Source organism: Streptomyces sp. GESEQ-4, from assembly GCF_017948455.1.
GTDB lineage: Bacteria > Actinomycetota > Actinomycetes > Streptomycetales > Streptomycetaceae > Streptomyces.
Genome location: NZ_JAFFSU010000006.1, coordinates 43,912 through 67,622 on the forward strand (window position 1 = coordinate 43,912; position 23,711 = coordinate 67,622).

The following is a 23,711-nucleotide window of genomic DNA, read 5'->3' on the forward strand; positions in this document are numbered from 1 at the left end:
GCCTGACATGGCCGCCACTCAGGAAGAGATCGTCGCCGGTCTCGCCGACATCGTGAACGAGATCGCCGGCATCCCGGTTGAGGACGTCCAGCTGGACAAGTCCTTCACCGACGACCTGGACGTCGACTCGCTGTCCATGGTCGAGGTCGTCGTCGCCGCCGAAGAGCGCTTCGACGTCAAGATCCCGGACGAGGACGTCAAGAACCTCAAGACGGTCGGCGACGCGACCGACTACATCCTCAAGCACCAGGGCTGACACACCCCGTAGCCCTGACTGCAAGGCCCCGCCACCCGGCGGTGGCGCCGTTGTCCCCGCGATGAGCGGGGGTTGTCCTCCTCGGATCCGTTGGAGAAAGAATTCCCGTGAGCCCGACCAATCGCACCGTGGTCGTCACCGGTATCGGCGCAACCACACCGCTGGGTGGCGACGCAGCCTCTACCTGGGAGGGCCTGATCGCCGGCAAGTCCGGCGTCAAGCCCCTGGAGCAGGAGTGGGCGGCCGAGCAGGCCGTCCGTATCGCGGCCCCGGTCGCCGTGGAGCCTTCCGAGGTCATTCCACGGCCGCAGGCCCGCCGCCTGGACCGGTCGGCGCAGTTCGCGCTGATCGCCGCCCAGGAGGCCTGGGCGGACGCCGGTTTCACCGCCAAGGCCGGTGAGGACGGCGCCGTCGACCCCGACCGGCTCGGCGCGGTCATCGCCTCCGGCATCGGCGGCGTGACGACCCTGCTCGACCAGTACGACGTGCTCAAGGAGAAGGGCGTCCGCCGCGTCTCCCCGCACACCGTCCCCATGCTGATGCCCAACGGCCCCTCCGCCAACGTGGGTCTGGCCGTGGGCGCCCGCGCGGGCGTGCACACGCCGGTCTCCGCGTGTGCCTCCGGCGCCGAGGCCATCGGCTACGCCATCGAGATGATCCGCTCCGGCCGCGCCGACGTCGTCGTCGCCGGTGGTACGGAGGCGGCGATCCATCCGCTGCCCATCGCCGCGTTCGGCAACATGATGGCGATGTCCAAGAACAACGACGACCCCGAGGGCGCGTCCCGCCCGTACGACGTGGCCCGTGACGGCTTCGTCCTCGGCGAGGGCGCCGGCGTGATCGTCCTGGAGTCCGCCGAGCACGCCGCGAAGCGCGGTGCGCGGGTGTACGCCGAGGCGGTCGGGCAGGGTATCTCCGCCGACAGCCACGACATCGTGCAGCCCGAGCCGGAGGGGCGCGGCATCTCGCACGCGCTGCAGAACCTGCTCGACAACACCGACCTCAACCCTGCCGAGGTCATGCACGTCAACGCGCACGCGACGTCCACGCCGGCCGGTGACGTGGCCGAGCTGAAGGCACTGCGGAAGGTGTTCGGCGACGACGCGGATCACATGGCGGTCTCCGCGACCAAGTCGATGACCGGGCATCTGCTGGGCGGCGCGGGCGGCGTGGAGTCGGTCGCGACGGTGCTGGCCCTGTACCACCGGGTGGCTCCGCCGACCATCAACGTCGAGAACCTTGACCCTGAGGCCGAGGCCAACGCGGATGTCGTGCGCGGCGAGGCTCGGAAGCTGCCGGTCGAAGGGCGGATCGCTGCGTTGAACGACTCGTTCGGGTTCGGTGGGCACAACGTGGTGCTGGCGTTCCGTACGGTGTGAAGTCGCCGTTAGCTGAAAGTGGCCCGGTCTCCGTGGGGAGGTCGGGCCATTCGCCGTTTTGCTGTGTGTTGTCGGCCGACTGGCGGCCGGTGGGGGCTTGTCGCGCCCACGCGGCGGAGCCGCATATCGATACAGCCCCGCGCCCCTAGGTACCTCACACCACCTGATGTAGCCACCTCACCGGTGCTCCCTCACCCGCATACCTGAACGGCTCCAGCTCGTCGTCCCACGGCTTTCCGAGGAGCTTGGAGAGTTCGGCTTCCAGGTCCGTTTCTCCTCGCTGGGAGCGGACCAGGGCTGCTCTGAGGCGGTCTTCGGGGATGAGGATGTCGCCGTGGATGCCGGTGACGGCGTGGAAGATGCCGAGGTCGGGGGTGCAGCTGTAGCGCTCGCCCTCGGCGGTGGGGCAGGGCTCGGCGGTGACTTCGAAGCGCAGGAGGTGCCAGCCGCGCAGGGCGGACGCCAGTTTGGAGGCGGTGCCGGCCTCGGCCTGCCAGGAGAACTCGGAGCGCCAGGTGCCGGGTGCCGCGGGCTGCCGGATCCAGTCGAGGCTGACGCGTGTGCCGAGCACCCCGGCCACGGCCCACTCGACATGCGGGCACAGCGCGCGCGGCGCGGAGTGCACGTACAGAACTCCACGTGTCGTCACCGGGACCTCCGGGCAGAGCGGACCATCTTTGCGACCTGGCGGAACAGCAGTGGTTCCAGCCACGTTTGATGGCGAGGCTACCGTGCGACGGCGCAAGGAGTGTGACGTACCGTCGGTCCCGGTGCCGTGAAACGCCCGCCATTCACCCGGCAGGACGCTTGTACGGGTGCGCGGAGTTGCGTCTCGCGCGGTCGGGAACTCCCGCGCGTTGTTATGGGGGAGGAGCATTGCATGTCGAGCGAGGGGACCACCAGGGGATGCGGAAGCGCAACGGCCGTGGGACGGCCGTTCTCGCCGTTCTGGTGACGGCTGTCCTGAGTGTCGCGGGGTGCGACGCCACCGGTGGCGACTCGCCGGCGCCGAGAGGCACCGAGGCCAAGCAGGGGAAGCCGTCCCCCAAGCCGACGCCGACATGGGACCGCAGCCCGGGTTCGGTCGCCGCGGTGGGCGACTCCATCACCCGGGGTTTTGACGCGTGCTCGGTGCTGGCGGACTGCCCCGAAGCCTCTTGGGCGACCGGCAGCCGGGCGGACGTGGACAGTCTCGCCGTACGGCTGCTGGGTCCGACGCGGGCTGCCGAGCGCAGCTGGAACTACGCCCGGACCGGGGCGCTGATGGCGGACGTGGCCGGGCAGATGGCGCAGGCGGTGACGCGGAAGCCGCAGTTGGTGGCGGTGATGGCGGGGGCGAACGACGCCTGTCGCGCGACCACGTCGGCGATGACCTCGGTGGCCGACTTCCGCACCCAGTTCGAGGACGCGATGAGCACGCTGCGCACTGCTCTGCCCAAGTCCCAGGTGTATGTGGCGAGCGTGCCGGACCTGAAGCGGCTGTGGTCCGAAGGGCGGAGCAACCCGATGGGCAAGGCCGTGTGGAAGCTCGGCATCTGCCCCTCGATGCTGGACGACGCGGACGCCCTGGACGCGGCGGCGACCCTGCGGCGGGACACGGTGCAGGACCGGGTGGAGGCGTACAACGGTGTGCTGGAGCAGGTGTGTGAGAAGGACCGGTACTGCCGCTTCGACGGCGGCGCGGTGTACGAGTACCGGTTCGGTACGGAGCAGTTGAGCCGCTGGGACTGGTTCCACCCGAGCGTGAACGGACAGGCGCGGCTGGCGGAGATCGCCTATCGCACGGTCACCGCGAAGAAGGCGTGAGCCGGAGCTCTGAGGCGTGAGCCGGGCTTCCGAATTAGAGTTCCGAACATGAACGAACTCTTCGGCACACTTTCCGACGGCACCCCTGTCCACCGCTGGACCCTGGAGCGGGCGAACGTGCGCGTGCGGATTCTGTCGTACGGCGGGATCGTGCAGTCGGTGGAGGTGCCGGACCGGGAGGGGCGGCCGGGGAACGTGGTGCTGGGGTTCGCGGACCTCAATGGATATACGGCGCACCCGGGACCGTATTTCGGTGCGCTCGTCGGGCGGTACGCGAACCGGATCGCGGGCGGCCGCTTCTCGCTGGACGGCGTGACCTACGCGCTGGAGCCGAACAACGGGCCCAACTCGCTGCACGGCGGCGGGCGCGGCTTCGACAAGCGGGTGTGGGACGTGACGCCGGTCGAGCACGGGGTGCGGCTCGCGCGCGTCAGCCCGCACGGCGAGGAGGGCTTCCCGGGACGGCTCGAGGTCTCGGCGACGTACACGCTGGATGGCGCCGGTGCGCTGCGGATCGCGTACGAGGCGGTCACCGACGCGCCGACCGTGGTGAACCTGACGAACCACTCGTACTGGAACCTCAGCGGTGCGGGGAACGCGGGCGGGCATGAGCTGCGGATCGCCGCGTCGCGGTTCACGCCGGTCGACGCGGATCTGATCCCGACCGGTGTCGCCCCCGTCGAGGGCACCCGCTTCGACTTCCGTGCGGAGCGCAAGGCCGGCGCCGGGTACGACCACAACTTCGTGCTCGACAAGGGGGTGACGTCGGCCCCCGAGCAGGTGGCCGAGCTGTACGACCCCGCGTCCGGACGGGCGCTGACGGTCGCGACCACCGAGCCCGGCCTCCAGCTCTACACCGCCGACCACCTGACCGAGCCCTTCGCTCCCGGCGATGGCGTCGCCCTGGAGACCCAGCACTTCCCGGACTCCCCGAACCGGCCGGAGTTCCCGAGCACGGTGCTGAGGCCGGGCGAGGTGTTCCGGTCGGAAACGGTGTACGGCTTCTCGGTGAGGTAGTCCCTGAGGGCTTGCGAACGCACGAGCCCCGGCCCGGGTGTCAGGTCCCGGGCCGGGGCTGCTCGTGGGAAGGCTCGTCCCGAAGTCCCGTCCCGCCTCAGACGTTAATCGTCGCGGTGAGACGACGGTCCGTGATCGAGCGGCCGACCTGGATCTCGTACGAACCCTTCACAAGCGACCACGACATGGTCATCTCGTCCCAGATCTCGAACATGCGGCGCGGGAGTTCCACGGTCACCTCGGCGCTCTCGCCGGGCGCGGCCTCGACGCCCGCGAAACCGGCCAGCCAGCGTGCCGGGCGCTCGGCGTCGGGCTCGCTCGGCGCGAGATAGACCTGGACGACCTCGCGGCCCGGGCGCTGTCCGGAGTTGCGCACCCGGACCCGCACCGTCGTGCCCGTGACCTCGACGGACTCGTATGTCCAGTCGGTGTAGCCGAGGCCGTGGCCGAAGGCGTACGACGGGCTGCGGCCCTCCTTCTCCCAGGCGCGGTAGCCGATGAACACGCCCTCCGAGTAAGGGAGTTCACCGTCGGACGGGACGACCTGGGTGACCGGGGCGTCGGTGAGGGAACCCCAGGTGGTGGGCAGGCGGCCGCCGGGCTCGTGGGCGCCCGTCAGGACGTCGGCGAGGGCCGCGCCGCCCTCCTGGCCGGGGAACCAGCTGAGCAGGACCGCGGCCACGTCGTCGCGCCACGGCAGCTCCACCGGGGAACCGGAGTTGACCACCACGACGGTGTTCGGGTTGGCGGCGGCGACCGCGCGGACCAGGTCGTCCTGGCGGCCGGGCAGGCGCAGGTCCGCCCGGTCGAAGCCCTCGGACTCGACCCGCTCGGTCGTGGCGACCACGACGACCGCCGTGTCGGCGTCGCGTGCCGCTGCCACGGCCTCGGCGATCAGCTCGTCGGGGTCGCGCTGCGGATCCTGGTGGGCGAGGGCGAAGATGATCGCCCGCATCGGGAGGCCCTCGGGCTGTGTGACGACGTAGGTGAGGGAGACGTCGACCGGTTCGCCGGCGGTGAGTTCGGCCTGGGCGCGGGGGGTGGGCTCGCCGAAGAAGGTGATGAAGGGGTCGTCCTTGGCGGGGTTCTGGACGTCGTCGAAGTACGTCGTGCCGCCGATGGTCAGCGTGAAGGTGCCGATGCCCTGGATGCCGAAGGCGTGGAGCCCGCTCTCGCGCGGCGTGAAGGTGCCGGTGACCTCGACGGTGTGCAGCTGCTCGAAGGTGACGCCCTCGGGCAGGGCCGACGGGCCCATCCACTTCAGCTGGCCGCCCGGGGCGGAGTCGGAGCCGAGGACGTTTCCGTCGGCGTCACGGCAGATCGCACGCAGCTCGAAACCCGGGTCGAAGACGGAGAGTTCGGTGTCCGGGGCGGCGCCGACGGCGTAGGTCAGGGTGCCTTCAGGAAGCGCGGCGGTGAGGCCGTCGAGCGGGGAGACGATGCGGGACGGGAAGACGGTCGCGGAGCCGCCACCGAGGACACGGGCGTCGCGGGCGGCGGCGCCGATGAGGGCGACCCTTCCCGGCTTCAGCGGCAGCGCGCCCTCGTTGCGCACGAGGACGAAGGCGCGGCGGGCGATCTCGCGAGCCAGCTCGCTGCCGTCGACGGTCTCCGGGAGCTCGGTGACGACCGGCTCGGCGCCTTCCAGGATGCCGACGCGGGCCGCGAGGCGCAGGACATTGCGTACGGCGGTGTCGACCGTGGCCTCGTCGACCTTGCCGTCCCGTACGGCCGCCGCGAGCGCCGCGCCGTACACCGTGTCCGGACCCGGCATGGCGACATCGAGGCCGCCCTCGATGGCACCGACCGTCGACCGGGCGGCCGTCCAGTCGGAGACGTTGAAGCCGTCGAAGCCCCATTCGCCGCGCAGGACCTCGTTCACCAGGTAGCGGTGCTCGGTCATCGTCGTACCGTTGACCGTGTTGTACGCGGTCATGATGCCCCAGGGGTGGGCGTTCTCGACGATGGTCTCGAAGGGGGCCAAGTACAGCTCGCGCAGGGCGCGTTCGGAGACCAGGTTGTTCACCGTGAAGCGGTCGGTCTCGGCGTCGTTGGCGACGAAGTGCTTGACGGTGGTGCCGACGCCGCCCGACTGGACGCCCTTCACATAGCCCGCGCCGATCAGGCCGGTGAGGTACGGGTCCTCGCTGTAGGCCTCGAAGTGCCGGCCGCCCAGCGGGGAGCGGTGCAGGTTGACCGTGGGGGCGAGCAGGACGTGCACGCCCTTGCGGCGGCTCTCCTGGGCAAGCAGCACCCCTGCCCTGCGGGCGAGTTCCGGGTCCCAGGTGGCGGCGAGGGCGGTCGGGGACGGCAGGGCGACGGAGGGGTCGTCGGCGGTCCAGCGCACACCCCGGACGCCGATCGGGCCGTCCGACATGACCAGGGGCTTCAGCCCGATCTCGGGGAGCCCGGGCAGGGTCCACATGTCCTGACCGGCCAGCAGCCGTGCCTTCGCGTCGAGCCCGAGCCTGGCAAGCGCGGCCTCGACGACCTCCTCGCGCGCTTCATCGGCGTGGGTGCGGGTTCCCGCCATCGGGGTTGCCTCCTCGTTGAGTCCGTGCTGTCTCGTTGAGTCCGTGCTGTCTCCATCCTTCCTCGGCACCCGCGAAGGACTCGAAACCGCAACTGGCCGCCTCTCCTGGCTGAGCTACCCATGTCACTCCCGTCACGCCATACTGCCGAGCACGCTTCCCCGCAGCGACGGAAGGACCTGACCCCCTTGAATTCCATACGTGTTCGGATCGGCGTACTCGGACTCGCCCTGCTGGCGGGGCTCGCCGCCCCGACGACGGCGACGGCGGACACAGCCCCGGCCCCGACGGTCGAGGAGCTGCGGCTGGACAAGGCGCAACCGCAGGAGATCCTCAGGCGCTCCGGATTCGACACGGTGGCGCCGGAGTTCGCGCGGGCGCTCGCGGCGGCGGAGTCGTATGCGCAGGCCCGCCGGACCGTCGTACGGGAGGGCGCGACGCTGTGGCGGCTGGCCGTCGCTCGGGCACAGGGTCGGGCGCCGGCCGCCGGGGATCTGAGCCGGGACGACGACCGGCCGCTGTACTGGGCGCGGCTCGGGATGACCCGGGAAGTGCGCACCTGGGAGCCGGAGTTCACGCTGAGCGACTCCCAACGAGCCAAGCTGCTCGACGAGTTGGAGCGGAATTCTCGGGGACAGACCGCCATCCGGTATCCGCACGGCAAGGGGATGAAGCGGGTCCTGGTCACCGGGTTCGACCCGTTCACGCTGGACCGGGACATCCGGATCTCCAACCCGTCCGGGGCGACCGCGCTGGCTCTCGACGGCACGGTGATCGAGACGGCGGACGGTCCGGCACGGATCGAGACCGCCGTGTTCCCGGTGCGCTGGCGGGACTTCACGGCGGGGACGGTGGAGCGGGCGCTGCGGCCGTATCTGCCGAAGGTGGACCTGTTCACGACCGTGAGCCAGGGCCGGGTCGGGCGGTTCGACGTCGAGCGGACCAACGGGGCCTGGCGGGGCGGCTTCCTGGACAACGAGAACACCGGTACGGCCGAGACGATCCCGGTCACCGACCCGGCCTCGCAGCCGCAGTGGACGACGACCAGCCTGCCGTACGCCGCGATCGTGGCCGCGAACACCGGGCGGTTCCCCGTCTACGACAACACCAGCGTGACCGAGATCCCGGCGGGCGGCACCCAGTCCGTCGTACGGCCGGACGGGCCGACGCCCGGGTCGACGGCGCGTGCCGGGGGCGGCGGCGACTACCTGTCCAATGAGATCGCCTACCGGGCCACGCTGTTGCGGGACCGGCTGGGGCTGCACGACGCGCTGCCGGGCGGGCATGTGCACACGCCGGTGCTGCAGTTCGGCACGGGCAACACCGACCCGGCGACGGGGGCGGTCACCGACCCCGAGTTCGTGAAGAACCGGCTGGACATCATCGGTCAGGTGCGGGCGATCCTGACGGTGGCCGTCAACGAATGATCACTGAGTGACTCCCTCCTCCTCGGAGTCTTCGGCACCGTCCTCGACGGTCTCCTCGCCGGCCAGGTCGCGGGCCATCAGCGTCGCGCCCGCGACCGCGCCCGGCATCAGGAACACCGCGACGAACGGGACCACGAAGGCCAGCGCGAGAGGCGTGCCGAAGCCCCAGACCAGGGACTTTCGGGAGCGGAGCAGGGCGAGGCGGTCGCGCAGGACGACGTTTCGGCGCTGGAGGGCGACGGAGGTGAGTTCCTCCGTGAGGAAGAAGCCGGTGACGAAGAAGCCGATCACCGGGACGACCGTCTGGCCGGCGACCGGGATGAAGCCGCAGGCGAAGAGCAAGATGCCCCAGAGCAAGGCCCGTATGAGGACTCTCAGGCTGTCGCGGCCGGAGATCCACAGCTCGCGCCAGAGCGGCAGGCCGGACTCCGGTGCGGTGCCGTCCGGGGAGACGTCCCGGTCGACCTTCTCGGAGAGGTTCTCGTAGAAGGGCTGGCCGATCAGGAGGGTGACCGCGGTGAAGGTGAGGACGGCGAGGAGCAGGCTCAGGGCGAACAGGACGGCGGTGAGGAAGCCGCGGAACAGGCCGAGCCAAGGGCTGGACCAGTCGTCGGCGAAGGGCGTCGCCCACGCCACCAAGTCCTCGCCCCACAGCGCCAGCGAGACCAGCGCCGCCGCATAGAGGACGAGCGTTATCAGGCCCGGGACCAGCCCGAAGCCGTACTGCTTGCCGTGCCGGGCCACCCAGCGTTGGCCCTTCAGCAGGTAATTGAAGCCCACCCCAAGATCGCGCATGGAGAAAACTCTAACGGCATGCACTGACAGTGACGGGGTGGGCAGTGGGCACTCCCGGCTATCCGAACTGGCCGGGCTGGTAGTCGCCGGCGGGCATCTGGAGCATGACGTTCGCCCGGTTGAAGGTGTTGATGAGGGCGATCGTGCACACCAGGGCGGCCAGCTCCTCCTCGTCGTAGTACTTGGCGGCGTACGCCCAGGCCTCGTCCGTGACACCGCCGGCCGCGTCCGCGACGCGGGTGCCCTGCTCCGCCAGTTCGAGCGCGGCCCGCTCGGCCTCGGTGAAGACCGTGGCCTCCCGCCAGGCCGCGACCAGATTGAGACGCTCGGGGGTCTCACCGGCGGCGACGGCGTCCTTGAAGTGCATGTCGGTGCAGAAGCCGCATCCGTTGATCTGGCTGGCGCGGAGCTTGACGAGCTCCTGTGTCGCGACCGGCAGCGTCGAGTCCTTGAGCACCGTGTTCGCCGCGGTGATCTGCTTGAAGACCTTCATGATGGTCGGGCTGCTGAAGGCGTCCAGTCGGGCAGTCATGGTGATCTCCTCGGCCGTTGTCGTTGGCTACACAGCTATGACGGAACGACCCCGGCGCGATGTGACATCACCGAATGTGGCCTGCGTCTCCCTGTCTCAGCCCGCCGCCGCGGACACGGCCACCACCACCCCGCGATCCGCCGCCGGAGACACCGCCGCCGTCACCCGTATCGCCGCGGCCCGCGCCACCCGCCCCGCGCGCGAGGCCGTGGCCAGCATCAGGGGCTGAACCGACTCCAGTGCGGACACCACCAGTTCCTCCCCGGCGATGAGCACCGGCCGCGCCGCCTTGGTCGTCGCCGCCGCGGCTTCCGTGAGGTCGGCAAGGGGCGGCAGGGCTGCGCGTACGACACCCGCGCCCGCGGCGGCCGCGCGCTCGGCCAGGGCCACCTGGAGCGGCATCAGAGGAGCCAGCGCGGACGTCAACGCGTCGGCGACACGGCGGAGTTCGGGGGTCGACTCGTCGAGGACGTCGGTCGCGGCCCGGATCAGCGGGGTGAGAGCGAGCAGCACACCCGCGGCCAGGCCCGCCGCCGCGGGCAGCAGCGGGGACGTCGCCTCGACGAAGTCGCCGAGGGCAGTGGCGAATTCCTCCACCGCGGGCTCCACCGCGTCCAGCACCGGCAGCAGACTGTCGCTCACCGCCGCCAGCAGCGCCTGGGCCGGTTCGCTGACCGGGTGCACGGCGAGCGGGGCGCCGCTGGTGCCGAGCCGGGTGAGGGTGTCGACGATGCGGTAGAAGGCCTCCTGGGCCTGCGGGGAGGCGCTGGCCTCGGCGAGTTCGGCGGTGGTCTCGCGCAGGACGCGCAGCGCCTCCGCGCCCGAACCGTCGCGTGGGTCGAAGGTGTTGATGGCGATTCTGGTGATGTTCCCGGCCGTGTCCAGGAGTTGGCCGGTGATGTCGGTCGTGCTGCGGGCCATGCGCAGCATCTCGTCCCTGCTGGGGAGCGAAGGGATCGTCGCCATGAACACTCCTCGCGTATGCGCTCCGCTGGAAGGCGGTGACTCGGCTGCGGGTCCGTGGGGGCTGGTCGCGCCCACGCGGCGGAGCCGCATATGTCACAGCCCCGCGCCCCTTCGGGGCGCTGCGGAACCGCCGGGCCCTCTCAGCATGCCCCGTTCACCGGGCCGGGGATGCGCCATCCGGGGCATCGGCGCCACGGACTCCCTCTTGTTGCCGTTGAGTCGAACAGGTACATCTCGCCGTACCGATCTCAGGAAGCCCGGAGGAGGTACGCGTGCGCACCACGAGAACCGCCCCTGCGAGACCCGTCCTGATCACCGCCCTGGCCCTCACCACGGCGGGCTCACTTCTGCTCACCCCCGGCAGCGCCGGGGCCGACACCGAGCCCGTCACCCGCGAGGGCCCCGCCCTCGACCGACAAGCCGCCCTGACGCCGGTGGGCGCGGCCGAACGGGCCCTCGCCACCACCGTCGGAAGAACCGATTCCGCAAGCGGCTATCCCCGCGAGCAGCTCCTCACCCCCGACCCCGAGAACCCCGCCGACAAGTCGATCAAGCTGGGCCTCACCCCGTACCACGCGATCGCCCCGAAGCTGAACGCCTTGCAGGCCTTAGGTGATCGGGTGAGCGTAGAGGTCGCGGGCCGCTCGGCAGGCGGGCACCGTCTGTACCTCGTCACGGTCACCGCCCCGGAGTCCGCCCGCCAGACCCGCGCCCAGGAACGGATGCGCGAGCTGATCGAGAAGGCACCCGCGGCCGCCGCCAAATCCCCTGAGATCAAAGCGCGTTACAAGGTCCCGCTGTTCGTGAACAACAACATCCACGGCAACGAGTGGGAAGGCACAGACGCCTCCCTCGACCTCATCGAACAACTGGCGACGGCGAACGACACGCGCACCAAGGACCTCCTCTCCCGCTCCCGCCTCTACTTCAACATCACCGCCAACCCGGACGGCCGTATCGCCGGAACCCGCGCCAACGCCAACGGGTTCGACATGAACCGGGACTTCGTGACCGCCTCGCAGCCCGAGACGCGCGCGATGCGCCAGATCCAGATCGACAAGCAACCCGCCGTCATGCTCGACCTGCACGGCTACGTCAACGGCACCCTCATCGAGCCCACCACTCCCCCGCACGGCGAGAACTACGAGTACGACCTCTTCCTCAAGAACACCTACGCCAACGCCCTGCGCATGGAGTCGGCGGTCAACGGCCTCGGCTACACACCCGCCAAGGACGGCGTGGAGCCCGCCCAAATCCCCTTCCGTGACCAGCAGGAGGGCTGGGACGACTGGCCGCCCATCTTCACCCCTCAGTACGCGGCCTTCCAGGGCACGGTCGCAGCGCACACCATAGAGATCCCGCTCGCAGTGAACAACGAGGAGTACGACACCCTCCCGACGGCGGAACTGCGCCGCAGGTCCGCGATCAACGTCGACGTAGCGGGCGCCGCCCTCCGCGCCACCCTCGACTTCACACGCGCCCACCGTGGTTCACTGATCGCCGACCAGATCGAGGTCTTCCGGCGCGGCGCGGCAGGCGAGGCACAGATCCCGGTCTCGGAGGAGACGGTTCCCGGCGTCCCCGGCATCGGCCCCGAGGACGTCTACACCACGAACTTCCCCCGCTCATACGTCATGCCCACCGGGCCGTCCCAGCGCTCGGCGACCGCAGCCGCCCGCCTCGTGGACCACCTCCTCGCCAACGACGTCACCGTCACCCGCGCCACCCGCCCCTTCCACCTGGCCGGAAAGACGTACCCCCAGGGCTCCTACGTCATCGACATGCACCAGCCCAAGCGCGGCCTCGCGAACGCCCTCCTCGCCGACGGCACCGACATCAGCGACAAGGTATCGGTGATGTACGACATCTCGGGCTGGAGCCTGGGCCGCCTCTGGGGCGCCACGGTGAAGTCCGCACAGAGGGGCAGCCTGCCGTACGGCATACTCCGCACCATCGACAGAGCCACGCCCGTCGCCCACGTAGCCCCGTACGGCCCCCTCCGCCTCCGCCTGGACACCCCCCAGGAGATCGCGGCTCTCAACGACCTCCTCCAGCAGGGCATTTCCATACGCCAGGCCCCGGACGGCAGCGCGATCCTCCCGCCCTCGGCACGCAAGGCGGCAATCACGGCGGCCCGCACCCACGACGTGACCTTCGAGGCAACACACGCGCGCGGCACCACGAAACTGCGCCGACTCCGCCTGACCGCTGCCGTCACAGCGGGCGAGCTGTTCGCGCTCCGGGAGATGAACTTCGAGGTCACGCCCGTCTCCACGGCCGTACTGAACGCGGGCTTCGACTGGTCGAAGACGGACGCCCTGTTCGTCTCAGCAGGACTGTCCTACGAAGCCCTGAATCCGGCGGCCCGCAAGGCACTGGACACCTTCCTCACCACCCACCACGGCGGTCTGGTCGGCCGAGGCGCCACCGGCGCGGACCTCACCTCCGCGACCGGCCTGCTGGCGGCCAAGCCGGTGGAGGGCAACGGTGACGCCAACGGCGTAGTGCAAGTCGTCAACAAAGCCGGGCGGATCACCGGCGGAGCTCCGGACCACAGCTTCGTCTACGCGCCCGTCTGGTTCACCGACCTCGGCCCAGAAGTGCGGGTCGAGCAGTCGTACGGAACCGCCAACCCCCTGCTCTCCGGGCACTGGAGGCCCTTGGAGGACGGCAGTGGCGGTCCGGAGGCGGCGGCCGGGCAGGCCTCCGTCATCAGTGGTCCAGGTGCCGTGCTGTTCGGCACCGAACCCCTCTTCCGGGATCATCCGAAGGGGGAATTCGCGCAGGTGGCGCGGGCATTGTTCACCGTGGCACAGGCGAGTCAGGAGAGTGGTGGATGACGACGAAGGAGATTCACGGCACGGTAGCGGAGGGTTTCGACACGGTGCGCGACGAATTCGCCGCGTTCGTGGCAAGCGAACGGGACGACTACGAGGGCCAGTTGTGCGCGTACGTCCACGGCCGCAGAGTCGTCGACCTGTGGACCGGCGAGGGCGCCGACGCCACATCCCTCTACGGCGTGTACTCGTCCACCAAGGGCGCCGCCCACCTCGTGGTCGCGCTGCTCGTGCAGGACGGCACGCTGGAACTCGACCGCAAAGTGACCTACTACTGGCCGGAGTTCAGCGCCGAGGGCAAGGCCAACCTCACCCTGCGCGACCTGGTGACCCACCGGGCAGGCCTGATCGGCCTCGACACCGGCTTCTCCCTCGACGAGCTGGCCGACGACCGTATGATCGCCGAACGGCTCGCGGACCAACGCCCGTTCTGGCGTCCCGGCACCGCCTTCGGCTACCACGCCCTGGTCATCGGCGCCCTCGCCGGCGAGGTGGCACGCCGCGCGACGGGACGCACCCTCCAGGAACTGTTCGAGGAACGCGTACGCGCCCCGTACGCCCTCGACTTCCACCTCGGGCTCCCCCAGCCGCTCGAGCCCCGCTTCCGCTCGGCACAACCCATGCTGCCGACCCCGAAGCAACAGGCCGTACTGGACGCAGCCCCGACCGGCCCGCACACCCTCACGTCGATCGCGTTCAACGCCCACGTCCCGGACCCCGGCGAATTCACCGACTTCGCCAACTCCCGCACCGTACGCGCCAAGGGCCAGGCCTCAGCGGGCGGCGTGGCATCCGCGCGCGGCCTGGCCGGCATGTACGCGGCAGCGATCAGCGAGATGAACGACCGCCCACCCCTCCTCAAGCCCGACACCGCAGCCGAGGTGGGCCAGATCCACTCCATCGGCTACGACCTGGTCACCCGCACCCACCGCTCCTACGGCCTGGGCTTCCAGGCCACCGCCGACACCTGGTACCCCTTCCTGGGCGCCGGCGCCTTCGGCCACAGCGGCGCCCCCGGCTCCCAGGCCTTCGCCGACCCCCGCAGCGGCCTCGCCTACGGCTACACCCGACGCCGATTTGCCTACCCAGGCGGAGCAGCACCGGAGAACGAGCGCTTCGTAAGGGCGGCCCACAAGGCAACGCTGGCGACCTGACCGCAAACAAGAGCAGAGGGCAAGAGCCCACCAACAACAACTGGTCCGAAGCGCCGGCCGCGAGGGAGCCGCAGGGGGCGCGCCGGTGTCGAGACGGCGAACGCGCGGAGGCGCGAAGCGTCGAGCACGATCGCCGTCTCGACACCGGCAGTGAGCGCCCCCGGAGGCGACCGAGCAATCGAGTAGGGCCACACCAAAGGTAGGGCTCAGGGGCATCCCGTAGGTCCTGAGGACTACCGGTGGATCACCACGCAGAGTGACGCGGTCTACACTCCCGGCCTCCTAGCCTCATCTGCATGAATCGACTGCCTCGCGGCGCCACGGCCGCGTTACTCGGCCTGTCCTTGGCCCTCCTCGGCACAGGCGCGGCCATGGCCGCGCCCATCCACACACCCACCCCTGCTCCCACCCTTGCTCCCACCCTTGCTCCCACCCAGAACGACCAAGTACGCCTGGAACTCCCCCGCCCCACAGGCCAGTCGGCCATAGGCCGCGACACCCTGCACCTGATCGACAAGACCCGCCCCGACCCATGGGTCCCGGAGGCAGGCGCCCGAGAGCTGATGGTGTCGCTGTACTACCCGGCCCGCCCCGGACACGGCAGGACGGCCCCGTACATGACCACCGGCGAGGCGCGAGCCTTCCTGGAGGACCGCGACCTGGCCGATGCCGTGCCCGCCGAGACGCTCAGCGGCACCCGCACCCACGCCCGCCCCGGCGCCCGCCCTGCCCAGGGGAAGTTCCCGCTGGTCGTGCTGTCGCCCGGGTTCAGCGTCAACCGCTCGACCCTGACGCTGCTCGCCGAGGAGCTGGCGAGCCATGGGTATGTGGTGGCCTCCGTCGACCACGCCTATGAGTCGGTGGGTACGGCGTTCCCCGGCAACCGGCTGCTGACCTGCGTCGCCTGCGAGAAGGCGCCCGAAGTCGGTTACAAGACCGTCGCCGCCGGTCGCGCGAAGGACGTCTCCTTCCTGCTCGACCGACTGACCTCCCGTCATTCAGCCTGGCGCCACGCCGAGTTGATCGACCGCACCAGGATCGGCATGGCCGGTCACTCCATAGGCGGCGCCTCCACCGCGTCCACCATGGCCGGCGACCAGCGGGTCCGGGCCGGGGTCAATCTGGACGGCTCGCTGTTCGACCCCGTGCCCGCGAGCGGCCTGGACGGGCGGCCGTTCATGCTGCTGGGCACCGAGGAGGACGACGCCTCCTGGGTGCGCGACTGGCCGCACCTCGACGGCTGGAAACGCTGGCTGGCCGTGAAGGGCTCCGGGCACTTCACCTTCACCGACACACCGGTGCTCGCCGACCAGTTGGGGCTCCTGCCCCCGGAGGAGCCGCTGTCGGGCGAGCAGTCGCAGCGAATAACGCGCCGCTACGTCACGGCTTTCTTCGACCTCCACCTCAAGGGCGCCAGCCGGCCCTTGCTGGACGGCCCGTCACCGGAGTTCCCGGAAGTGCTCTTCCACAAATGACCTACGGGTGACCGTTCTACACATGACCTACGGTGACCGCCGGCAAATGATCTACAGGCGACGGGCGACCCTCAGAGCTTGACGATCATCTTCCCGGTGTTGTCGCCGCGCAGGACGCCGAGGAAGGCCTCCAGGTTGTTCTCGATGCCCTCGACGACCGTCTCGCGGTACTTGAGCGCACCCGAGGCGACCCAGGGGCCGACCTCCTGGACGAACTGCGGCTGGAGGTCGTAGTGGTCGCCGACCAGGAAGCCCTCGATGCGGCCACGGGTCTGGATGAGGCGGGCGAGGTTGCGCGGGCCGGGGGCAGGCTCGGTGTTGTTGTAGACCGAGATCATTCCGCAGACGGCGATCCGGCCGTCCCGGTTCAGCTGGCCGATCGCCGCCTCCAGGTGATCACCGCCGACGTTGTCGAAGTAGACGTCGATCCCGTCCGGTGCGGCCTCCCGGAGCTGGTCACTGACCTTGCCGTTCTTGTAGTTGAACGCGGCGTCGAAGCCGTACTCCTCCACGAGCAGCTTGACCTTGTCGTCCGAGCCCGCGGACCCGATGACCCGGGAGGCGCCCTTCAGCTTGGCGATCTGCCCGACCTGGCTGCCCACGGCGCCGGCGGCACCGGACACGAACACGGCGTCGCCCTCCTTGAAGGAGGCGGTGCGCAGCAGACCGGCATAGGCGGTGAGGCCGGTCATGCCGAGCACACCGAGGTAGGTGGACAGCGGCGCGGCGTCGGGGTTGACCTTGACGGCGTTCTTCGCGTCCACGGCGGCGTACTCGCGCCAGCCGAGGAAGTGCAGGACGTGGTCGCCGACGGCGATGCCCTCGGCGTTGGAGGCGACGACCTCGCCGACGGCGCCGCCCTGCATGACCTTGCCGAGCTCGAAGGGGGCGACGTAGGACTTGGCCGCCGACATGCGTCCGCGCATGTACGGGTCGACGGAGAGGTACTTGTTCCGGACGAGGACCTGGCCTTCGCCCGGCGTCGGGGCCTCACTCTCGACCAGGGCGAAGTCCTCGGGCTTGGGCCAGCCGACGGGGCGGGAGAGGAGGTGCCATTCGCGGTTGATCATGAGGGGAGTGCCTTTCCGAGCGAGCGAGAAAATGCTTCGGTGCCAGTACTTCGACTACTTCGACGTCAATACTTCAGCACCTGAAACAACCATGCTCCTCAATATTTCATGATGTCAAGTAACGGGGTACGCTGAGACGCATGGCCACTGACCAGAAGACCCGCCGCCCCGACGCCCTCACCATGGAAGTGGTCGAGCTGATCGGTGGCGTCGTGGCCCGCTACCACGAGGACTTCGACGTCGCCGCCGCCGACCACGCCCTGACCGGCGCGCAGGCGCGGCTGCTCAGCCTGCTGTCCCTGGAGCCGCTGCCGATGCGCAAGCTGGCCCAGAAGCTGAAGTGCGAGCCGTCGAACGTGACCGGGATAGTGGACCGGCTGGAGTCCCGGGGGCTGGTGGAGCGCCGCCCGGATCCGAAGGACCGGCGGGTGAAGCTGGCGGCCACGACGGACGAGGGGCGGCGGGTGGCGCGCGGTCTGCGGGAGTCGCTGCGGTTCGCGCGGGAGCCGTTGGCGGGGCTCTCCGAGGATGAGCGACTGGCGTTGCGGGATTTGCTACGGCGCATGTTGGAAGCGTGAGCGCTTCGCTGGATGGTGCCGGGATGTGAGGCGGTCGTTTGGCTGCGGCGCCGTCTTGGCTGGTCGCGCAGTTCCCCGCGCCCCTTCGGGGCGCTGTGCTAAGCGCACCACCACAGGAAACGCTCGCACGTCTCCGAAGGTGAGGGGTCCGGTGTCGGGTCCGAGGTGGGCGGGTTCGCGCTGGGGGCCGGGGTTTCGGCGGGGGACGAGGGGGCGGGGTCCGGGGTGGTGGGGTTCGGTGCCGGGGCCGCTGTCGCGGACTGGGCGTCCTGCTCGGCCTCTTCCTTGGTCGGCTTGTCGTCCTTCTCGGACTTGGACGGCGAGGGGGAGGTGGAGCCGGACGGGCTCGCGGTATCCGTCGTTCCGGCGGTGCCCTCCGCGTCGCCTGTCGGCTCGGCCGTCTCGTCCGCCTCCTTCGACGTGCCGCCCTCGGCGGACGCGTCGCCGCCCGCGGCCGCCGGTTTCGAAGGGGAACCCGGGGCGTCTATGCCGAGTTCCGCGAGGCTCAGGCCGGCGGCGGCGAGGATGAAGCCCGCGGATATGAGCACGGTCCGGCGACGGCGGCGACGGTGGGCCGCAGCCTTGCGGTCGCGACGACTCGCGCCTCCGGAGGCCGGGTCCTCGTCGTCGGCACCCTCGGGGTCAAGCTCGTCGTCCGACTGGTCACCGTCACCGACACCGACCGCCCCCACGGCGACCGTGACATCCCGCGCACGGCCCCGCCCCCGACGCCGACCACGCCGCCGGGCGGCACGTCCGTGGGGCTCGTCCTCGTCGTAATCGCCGTCATGACCGTCATCACCGTGGGCGTCACTCTCACCGGCGTCACCGGCGCGCGGCTCCTCGTACGCCCCACCGGAAGCTTCATACGCCCCACCAGGCGCCTCGTAGAACCCCTCAGAGGCCCCGGGAGCGTCATACTCTCCCGACCCCCCGTACGCCCCGCCCGGAGCCTCGTACACCCCCGCATACGCCGCGCTCGCGCCCGCGCCCGCCCCCGCGTCAAGCGAGTCGGCCGGTGCGCCGCAGCCCGGGCAGGTCAGGGCGCCGTTCAGGTGCCTTTGGCACGGGTGGCAGTAGTTCATGACGCGAGGAGACTAAGTTCCTCGGACGTAACGTTCATAGTCACGGCTGTGAAAGTTGTGTAGGGAACTTCCGCTTCCGGTATGGCGCGTTGACGCGGGGCATCGAAAGCTCTTCTCGAAACTGTCGAAACTGTTATGTGTTCGACCCATTGACACCCAGACCACCCCGTCCTTACTGTCACGCCAGCATTTCGAACGAGTGACGAAATATCGAACACGCAAGAACAGCCAGCACAGCCAAGAACAGCCAAGAACAGAGCCGTCGACGCAGCAAGGGGCAACTGCAGTGCGCATCACCGGAATCAGTACATACGTGGTCGGAACGCCGTGGCGCAATCTGACGTATGTCCAGGTGCACACCGACGAGGGGATCACGGGTGTCGGCGAGACCCGGATGCTGGGCCACACCGACGCGCTGATCGGCTACCTGCGGGAGGCCGAGAACAACCACATTCTCGGCTCCGACCCGTTCGCCACGGAAGACCTCGTGCGCCGGATGAAGTACGGGGACTACGGGCGGGCCGGCGAGATCGTGATGTCCGGGATCGCCGTCATCGAGATGGCCTGCTGGGACATCAAGGGCAAGGCGCTCGGCGTACCGGTGTGGCAGCTGCTCGGCGGCAAGGTCACCGACAAGGTCAAGGCCTACGCCAATGGCTGGTACACGACGGAGCGGACGCCGGAGGCCTACCACAAGGCCGCCCTGGAGGTCATGGCCCGCGGGTACAAGGCGCTCAAGATCGACCCCTTCGGGACCGGGCACTTCGAGCTGGACCACCAGCAGACCCTGTACGCCGTGTCGCTGATCGAGGCCGTGCGCGACGCCATCGGGCCGGACTCCGAGCTGATGCTGGAGATGCACGGCCGGTTCTCGCCCTCCACCGCCGTCCGTCTCGCGCACGAGCTCGCGCCCTTCAAGCCCGCGTGGCTGGAAGAGCCCGTGCCGCCGGAGAACCTGAAGGCGCTCGAAAAGGTTTCGGCGAAGGTGGACATGCCCGTCGCCACCGGTGAGCGCATTCACGATCGCATCGAGTTCCGCGAGCTGTTCGAGAGCCAGGCCGTCGACATCCTGCAGCCCGATGTCGGCCACATCGGCGGCATCTGGGAGACCCGTAAGCTCGCCGCCACCGCCGAGACCCACTACATGCTGGTCGCGCCGCACAATGTCGGCGGCTCCGTGCTGACCGCCGCCTCCCTCCAAGTCGGCTTCTCCACGCCGAACTTCAAGATCCTGGAGCACTTCAACGACTTCGCGGACGCGGAGATCAAGAAGGTCGTCAAGGGGGCGCCCCAGGTCGTGGACGGGTACTTCGAGATCTCCGACGCGCCCGGTCTCGGCGTCGAGCTCGACACCGACGCGGCGGCCGAATTCCCGCAGCAGCAGGCCCGGTTCGACCTGTGGGCCGAGGGCTGGGAGCAGCGCAAGCCGAAGGGCAGCGACAAGTGAGCACCGCGGTCGTCATCGAGGCGCCCGGCGAGCACCGGCTCGCCGAGCACACGCCACGTGAGCCCGGTCCCGGCGAGGCGCTCGTCGGCGTGCACGCCGTCGGGATCTGCGGCAGCGACCGCGAGGTGTATCAGGGCAACCGGCCCGAGGGGTACGTCCGTTACCCGCTCACCCCCGGTCACGAGTGGTCCGGCACCGTGCGCGCCGTCGGAGCCGGTGTGCCGGAGTCGATCGTCGGCCGCAAGGTCGTCGGCGAGGGCTTCCGGAACTGCCAGGTCTGCGACCGCTGCCACGCGGGCGAGACGACGCTGTGCACGGCCGGCTACGAGGAGACCGGGTTCACCCAGCCGGGCGCCATGGCCACCACGCTCACGCTTCCGGCCCGGCTGCTGCACGTCCTGCCGGACGACTGCGACCTCACCGCGGCCGCCCTGCTGGAGCCCGCTGCCTGTATCGCCGCTGCGGCGATCAAGGCGAACGCGCGGCCCGGCGAGCGGGTCGCCGTCGTGGGCACCGGCACGCTCGGCATGTTCGCCGTGCAGTTCCTGAAGGCGGGCTCCCCGGGCGAGCTGCTGGTCGTCGGCACGCGGGGCGACCGCGAGGCGCTGTCACGCCAGTACGGCGCCACCGACTTCCGTACGAAGGACCAGCCGCTCCCCGACGACTTCGACGTGGTGATCGAGACCGCCGGGTCCGCGTCCGCCGCGCGCACCGCCGCCTCCCTGCTCAGGCGCGGCGGACGCCTGGTCCTGACGGGCATCCCGGCGCCGGGCGCCGACGGTCTCGACCCGACCGATCTGGTCGTACGGCAGCTGGAGGTGCACACCGTCTTCGGGGCGCCGCCGGACGCCTGGGCGCACACGGTGCGGGTGTTCGCCGCCGGGCTGCTCGATCCGTTGCCGCTCGTCTCGCACGAGCTGCCGCTGGCCGAGTTCGCGCAGGCCATCGAGCTGGTGGGGTCCGGTGATCCGAAGGTCGGCAAAGTGCTCCTGCGCCCCTAGTCGTACGCCGGTACGGGGGCAACCTGACGGCTTCCGTACCGGCGTACACCCAAGCCCCCCGCACCCTGAGCCGCGAACCTCGTCCGACATATCGAACAAGAAGGACAGCTTGTGACCGACGCTTCCGATACGGCAGCCCGCCGACCCGGTGAGCAGGCCCTCACCACGCTCGGCCTGGGTGCGCCCGCCCTCGACCCCGCCGACGCCTCGCCGCACTCCTTCCCCGGTGGCGGCGGCTGGCGCACCGAGGTCCCCTCGTGCGAGGGGCCCGAAGCGCTGGCCGTGATCCTCAAGGAGTCCTCGCGGCTCGATGTGCCGATCCACCGGATAAGCCAGGGCAGCGGCGTGTGGATGCTGACCGACGCCGAGATCACCGAGATGGTCGACGCGACGAACGCTCGTGACATCGAGCTCTGCCTGTTCACCGGCCCGCGCGGGACCTGGGACATCGGCGGATCCACCCGGACCGACTCCCGCGGCGGCGGTCTGCGCGCCCGCGGCCATGACGCCGTCGCCGGCTGCGTCGAGGACGCCGTCCGGGCGACGGAGCTGGGCGTCAAGTGCCTGCTGGTCGCCGACGAGGGCGTGCTGTGGACCCTGCACCGGGCCCGCACGGCGGGCATCATCCCCGCCGACACCACCCTCAAGGTCTCGGCGCTGATCGGACCGGTCAATCCGGCCGCGTACGCGGTCTACGAGAATCTGGGCGCCGACTCGATCAATGTGCCCAGCGATCTGACGCTCGACCATCTCACCGAGATCCGGCGGGTCTCCGCCGCGCCCATGGACATGTACATCGAGGCCCCCGACGATCTCGGCGGCTATGTGCGCATGTACGAGGTCGCCGAGCTGATCCGGCGCGGCGCACCGCTCTACCTCAAGTTCGGCCTCTCGAAGGCGCCCGGTATCTACCCGTACGGGCACCATCTGCGCGATCTGACCCTGACCACCGCCCGGGAACGGGTGCGGCGCGGACGGCTCGCTCTGGACCTGCTCGCGCGGCACGGAGCGGACGGCGACATGGCGCCGCTCGGCTCCCGGCTGCCGGGCGCGCTCCGTCGTTTCGAAACACCCTCATAACGTTCCGGCCGTCACCTCTTCACAAAAGAAGACGCAGCCGAACACAATCCCACACACCCTCTCTTCGGTCGTACCGCACCACCCGACGGGGCCTCACCGCACCGCCAGACCGAGTCAGTCACAGACATCAAGGATGATGATCATGCGTACTCGCCGAGCCGCACTCGCCGCGATAGCCACGGCCGCCTCCCTCTCCCTCACCCTCACTGCCTGCGGTCAGAGCGGCGAGGGCGGCAGCGAGGAGGACTCCGGTAGCACCAAGGGCGCCACCATCGGCATCGCGATGCCCACGAAGTCGTCGGAGCGCTGGATCGCCGACGGCAACAACGTCAAGAAGGAACTGGAGTCCAAGGGGTACAAGACCACGCTGGTCTACGGCGAGGACGACCCCGACCAGCAGGTCTCCCAGATCGAGAACCTGATCACGCAGGACGTGAAGGCGCTGATCGTCGCGGCCATCGACAACAAGTCGATGAACAACGTGCTCCAGCAGGCCAAGGAAGCGAACATCCCGGTCATCTCCTACGACCGCCTGATCCTCGGCACCGAGAACGTCGACTACTACGCCTCGTTCGACAACGAGAAGGTCGGCGAGCTCCAGGGCAACTACATCGTCGAGAAGCTCGGCCTGAAGGACGGCTCCGAGAAGGGCCCGTTCAACATCGAGCTGTTCGCCGGCTCCAACGACGACAACAACACCCGCTACTTCTTCGGTGGCGCGATGAAGGTCCTGCAGCCCTACATCGACAAGAAGCAGCTCGTCGTCCGCTCCGGCCAGACCAAGCTGACCCAGGTCACCACCCTGCGCTGGGACGGCGGCACCGCCCAGAAGCGCATGGACGACATCCTGACCGGCTCCTACAAGTCCGAGCGGGTCGACGCGGTCCTCTCGCCGTACGACGGCATCTCCATCGGCATCCTGTCGGCCCTGAAGTCCGACGACTACGGCTCCAAGAGCAAGCCGCTGCCGATCGTCACGGGCCAGGACGCCGAGCTGGCCTCGGTGAAGTCGATCATCGCGGACCAGCAGTCGATGACCGTCTTCAAGGACCTCCGCGAACTCGCCAAGGTCGCCTCGAACATGGTCGACTCGGCGCTCAACGACAAGGAGCCCGAGGTCAACGACACCAAGACGTACGACAACGGCTCGAAGGTCGTCCCCGCCTACCTGCTGGAGCCGGTGGCCGTCGACAAGGCCAACTACCAGAAGGAACTGATCGACTCCGGCTTCCTCAAGGCGAACGACCTCTAAGACAACCGCCGCACCTAGGGATT

At 69.8% G+C, this 23,711-nt stretch carries 20 protein-coding genes; 13 read left to right on the forward strand and 7 right to left on the reverse strand.

Annotated features, from left to right (window positions below; all coding sequences use genetic code 11):
* Positions 1–7 precede the first annotated feature (7 nt).
* Together KCH48_RS14100 and fabF are read left to right on the forward strand one after the other, a co-directional pair.
* A complete protein-coding gene (locus KCH48_RS14100) occupies positions 8–256 on the forward strand; it encodes an acyl carrier protein (RefSeq protein ID WP_004001566.1) in 249 nt (82 codons plus the stop codon).
* Positions 257–363: 107 nt separating this feature from the next.
* Positions 364–1,635: a beta-ketoacyl-ACP synthase II gene (gene fabF, locus KCH48_RS14105; protein ID WP_210573943.1), complete on the forward strand. Its 1,272-nt coding sequence runs from the start codon at positions 364–366 to the stop codon at positions 1,633–1,635.
* Positions 1,636–1,789: 154 nt separating this feature from the next.
* Here the strand turns inward: fabF and KCH48_RS14110 are convergent, their stop codons facing one another.
* Positions 1,790–2,284, reverse strand: coding sequence for a DUF3145 domain-containing protein (locus KCH48_RS14110; RefSeq protein ID WP_210573945.1), 495 nt, complete (start codon positions 2,282–2,284; stop codon positions 1,790–1,792).
* A gap of 257 nt (positions 2,285–2,541) precedes the next feature.
* On the opposite strand from KCH48_RS14110, the gene KCH48_RS14115 reads away from it, so the two are divergent.
* A complete protein-coding gene (locus KCH48_RS14115; RefSeq protein WP_210573947.1) occupies positions 2,542–3,441 on the forward strand; it encodes an SGNH/GDSL hydrolase family protein in 900 nt (299 codons plus the stop codon).
* A gap of 48 nt (positions 3,442–3,489) precedes the next feature.
* The gene (locus KCH48_RS14120; RefSeq protein ID WP_210573949.1) at positions 3,490–4,458 is read left to right on the forward strand and encodes an aldose epimerase family protein; all 969 of its coding nucleotides are present in this window, start codon (positions 3,490–3,492) and stop codon (positions 4,456–4,458) included.
* 97 nt (positions 4,459–4,555) lie between these two features.
* Here the strand turns inward: KCH48_RS14120 and KCH48_RS14125 are convergent, their stop codons facing one another.
* Positions 4,556–6,991, reverse strand: a complete 2,436-nt coding sequence (locus KCH48_RS14125) for a glycoside hydrolase family 3 C-terminal domain-containing protein (protein WP_210573951.1) — start codon at positions 6,989–6,991, stop codon at positions 4,556–4,558.
* 186 nt (positions 6,992–7,177) lie between these two features.
* Between KCH48_RS14125 and KCH48_RS14130 the strand changes: the two genes are divergently transcribed.
* On the forward strand, positions 7,178–8,416 hold the full coding sequence (locus KCH48_RS14130) for a pyroglutamyl peptidase (RefSeq protein ID WP_210573953.1): 1,239 nt from the start codon (positions 7,178–7,180) through the stop codon (positions 8,414–8,416).
* Here the strand turns inward: KCH48_RS14130 and KCH48_RS14135 are convergent, their stop codons facing one another.
* The 3 genes from KCH48_RS14135 to KCH48_RS14145 form a co-directional block, all read right to left on the reverse strand.
* On the reverse strand, positions 8,417–9,211 hold the full coding sequence (locus KCH48_RS14135; protein ID WP_210573955.1) for an EI24 domain-containing protein: 795 nt from the start codon (positions 9,209–9,211) through the stop codon (positions 8,417–8,419).
* 58 nt (positions 9,212–9,269) lie between these two features.
* Positions 9,270–9,743: a carboxymuconolactone decarboxylase family protein gene (locus KCH48_RS14140; protein ID WP_210573957.1), complete on the reverse strand. Its 474-nt coding sequence runs from the start codon at positions 9,741–9,743 to the stop codon at positions 9,270–9,272.
* A gap of 96 nt (positions 9,744–9,839) precedes the next feature.
* On the reverse strand, positions 9,840–10,709 hold the full coding sequence (locus KCH48_RS14145) for a hypothetical protein (protein ID WP_210573959.1): 870 nt from the start codon (positions 10,707–10,709) through the stop codon (positions 9,840–9,842).
* A 272-nt stretch (positions 10,710–10,981) separates the two neighbouring features.
* Between KCH48_RS14145 and KCH48_RS14150 the strand changes: the two genes are divergently transcribed.
* The 3 genes from KCH48_RS14150 to KCH48_RS14160 all read left to right on the forward strand — a co-directional run bounded on the left by KCH48_RS14150 (position 10,982) and on the right by KCH48_RS14160 (position 16,175).
* On the forward strand, positions 10,982–13,549 hold the full coding sequence (locus tag KCH48_RS14150) for a M14 family zinc carboxypeptidase (protein ID WP_210573961.1): 2,568 nt from the start codon (positions 10,982–10,984) through the stop codon (positions 13,547–13,549).
* Entirely contained in the window at positions 13,546–14,700 is a 1,155-nt protein-coding gene (locus KCH48_RS14155) for a serine hydrolase domain-containing protein (protein ID WP_210573963.1), read from the forward strand. The genes KCH48_RS14150 and KCH48_RS14155 overlap by 4 nt, the downstream gene beginning before the upstream one ends.
* Before the next feature lie 296 nt (positions 14,701–14,996).
* Positions 14,997–16,175, forward strand: a complete 1,179-nt coding sequence (locus tag KCH48_RS14160; RefSeq protein WP_210573965.1) for an alpha/beta hydrolase — start codon at positions 14,997–14,999, stop codon at positions 16,173–16,175.
* A 71-nt stretch (positions 16,176–16,246) separates the two neighbouring features.
* Here the strand turns inward: KCH48_RS14160 and KCH48_RS14165 are convergent, their stop codons facing one another.
* Positions 16,247–17,245, reverse strand: a complete 999-nt coding sequence (locus tag KCH48_RS14165; protein WP_210573975.1) for an NADP-dependent oxidoreductase — start codon at positions 17,243–17,245, stop codon at positions 16,247–16,249.
* 140 nt (positions 17,246–17,385) lie between these two features.
* Here KCH48_RS14165 and KCH48_RS14170 point away from each other — a divergent pair, with 140 nt between their 5' ends.
* Positions 17,386–17,823, forward strand: coding sequence for a MarR family winged helix-turn-helix transcriptional regulator (locus KCH48_RS14170; RefSeq protein WP_210573976.1), 438 nt, complete (start codon positions 17,386–17,388; stop codon positions 17,821–17,823).
* Positions 17,824–17,921: 98 nt separating this feature from the next.
* On the opposite strand, the gene KCH48_RS42220 is transcribed toward KCH48_RS14170, so the two are convergent.
* Positions 17,922–18,908, reverse strand: coding sequence for a hypothetical protein (locus KCH48_RS42220; protein WP_246885290.1), 987 nt, complete (start codon positions 18,906–18,908; stop codon positions 17,922–17,924).
* 286 nt (positions 18,909–19,194) lie between these two features.
* On the opposite strand from KCH48_RS42220, the gene KCH48_RS14180 reads away from it, so the two are divergent.
* The 4 genes from KCH48_RS14180 (at position 19,195) to chvE (ending at position 23,688) form a co-directional block, all read left to right on the forward strand.
* Positions 19,195–20,355: a mandelate racemase/muconate lactonizing enzyme family protein gene (locus tag KCH48_RS14180; RefSeq protein ID WP_210573978.1), complete on the forward strand. Its 1,161-nt coding sequence runs from the start codon at positions 19,195–19,197 to the stop codon at positions 20,353–20,355.
* Positions 20,352–21,356, forward strand: a complete 1,005-nt coding sequence (locus KCH48_RS14185; RefSeq protein WP_210573980.1) for a zinc-binding dehydrogenase — start codon at positions 20,352–20,354, stop codon at positions 21,354–21,356. Before KCH48_RS14180 ends, KCH48_RS14185 begins: the two co-directional genes overlap by 4 nt.
* Positions 21,357–21,467: 111 nt before the next feature.
* Positions 21,468–22,436, forward strand: a complete 969-nt coding sequence (locus tag KCH48_RS14190) for a hypothetical protein (protein WP_210573981.1) — start codon at positions 21,468–21,470, stop codon at positions 22,434–22,436.
* A 142-nt stretch (positions 22,437–22,578) separates the two neighbouring features.
* Positions 22,579–23,688, forward strand: coding sequence for a multiple monosaccharide ABC transporter substrate-binding protein (gene chvE / locus KCH48_RS14195; RefSeq protein WP_374104680.1), 1,110 nt, complete (start codon positions 22,579–22,581; stop codon positions 23,686–23,688).
* Positions 23,689–23,711: the final 23 nt, after the last annotated feature.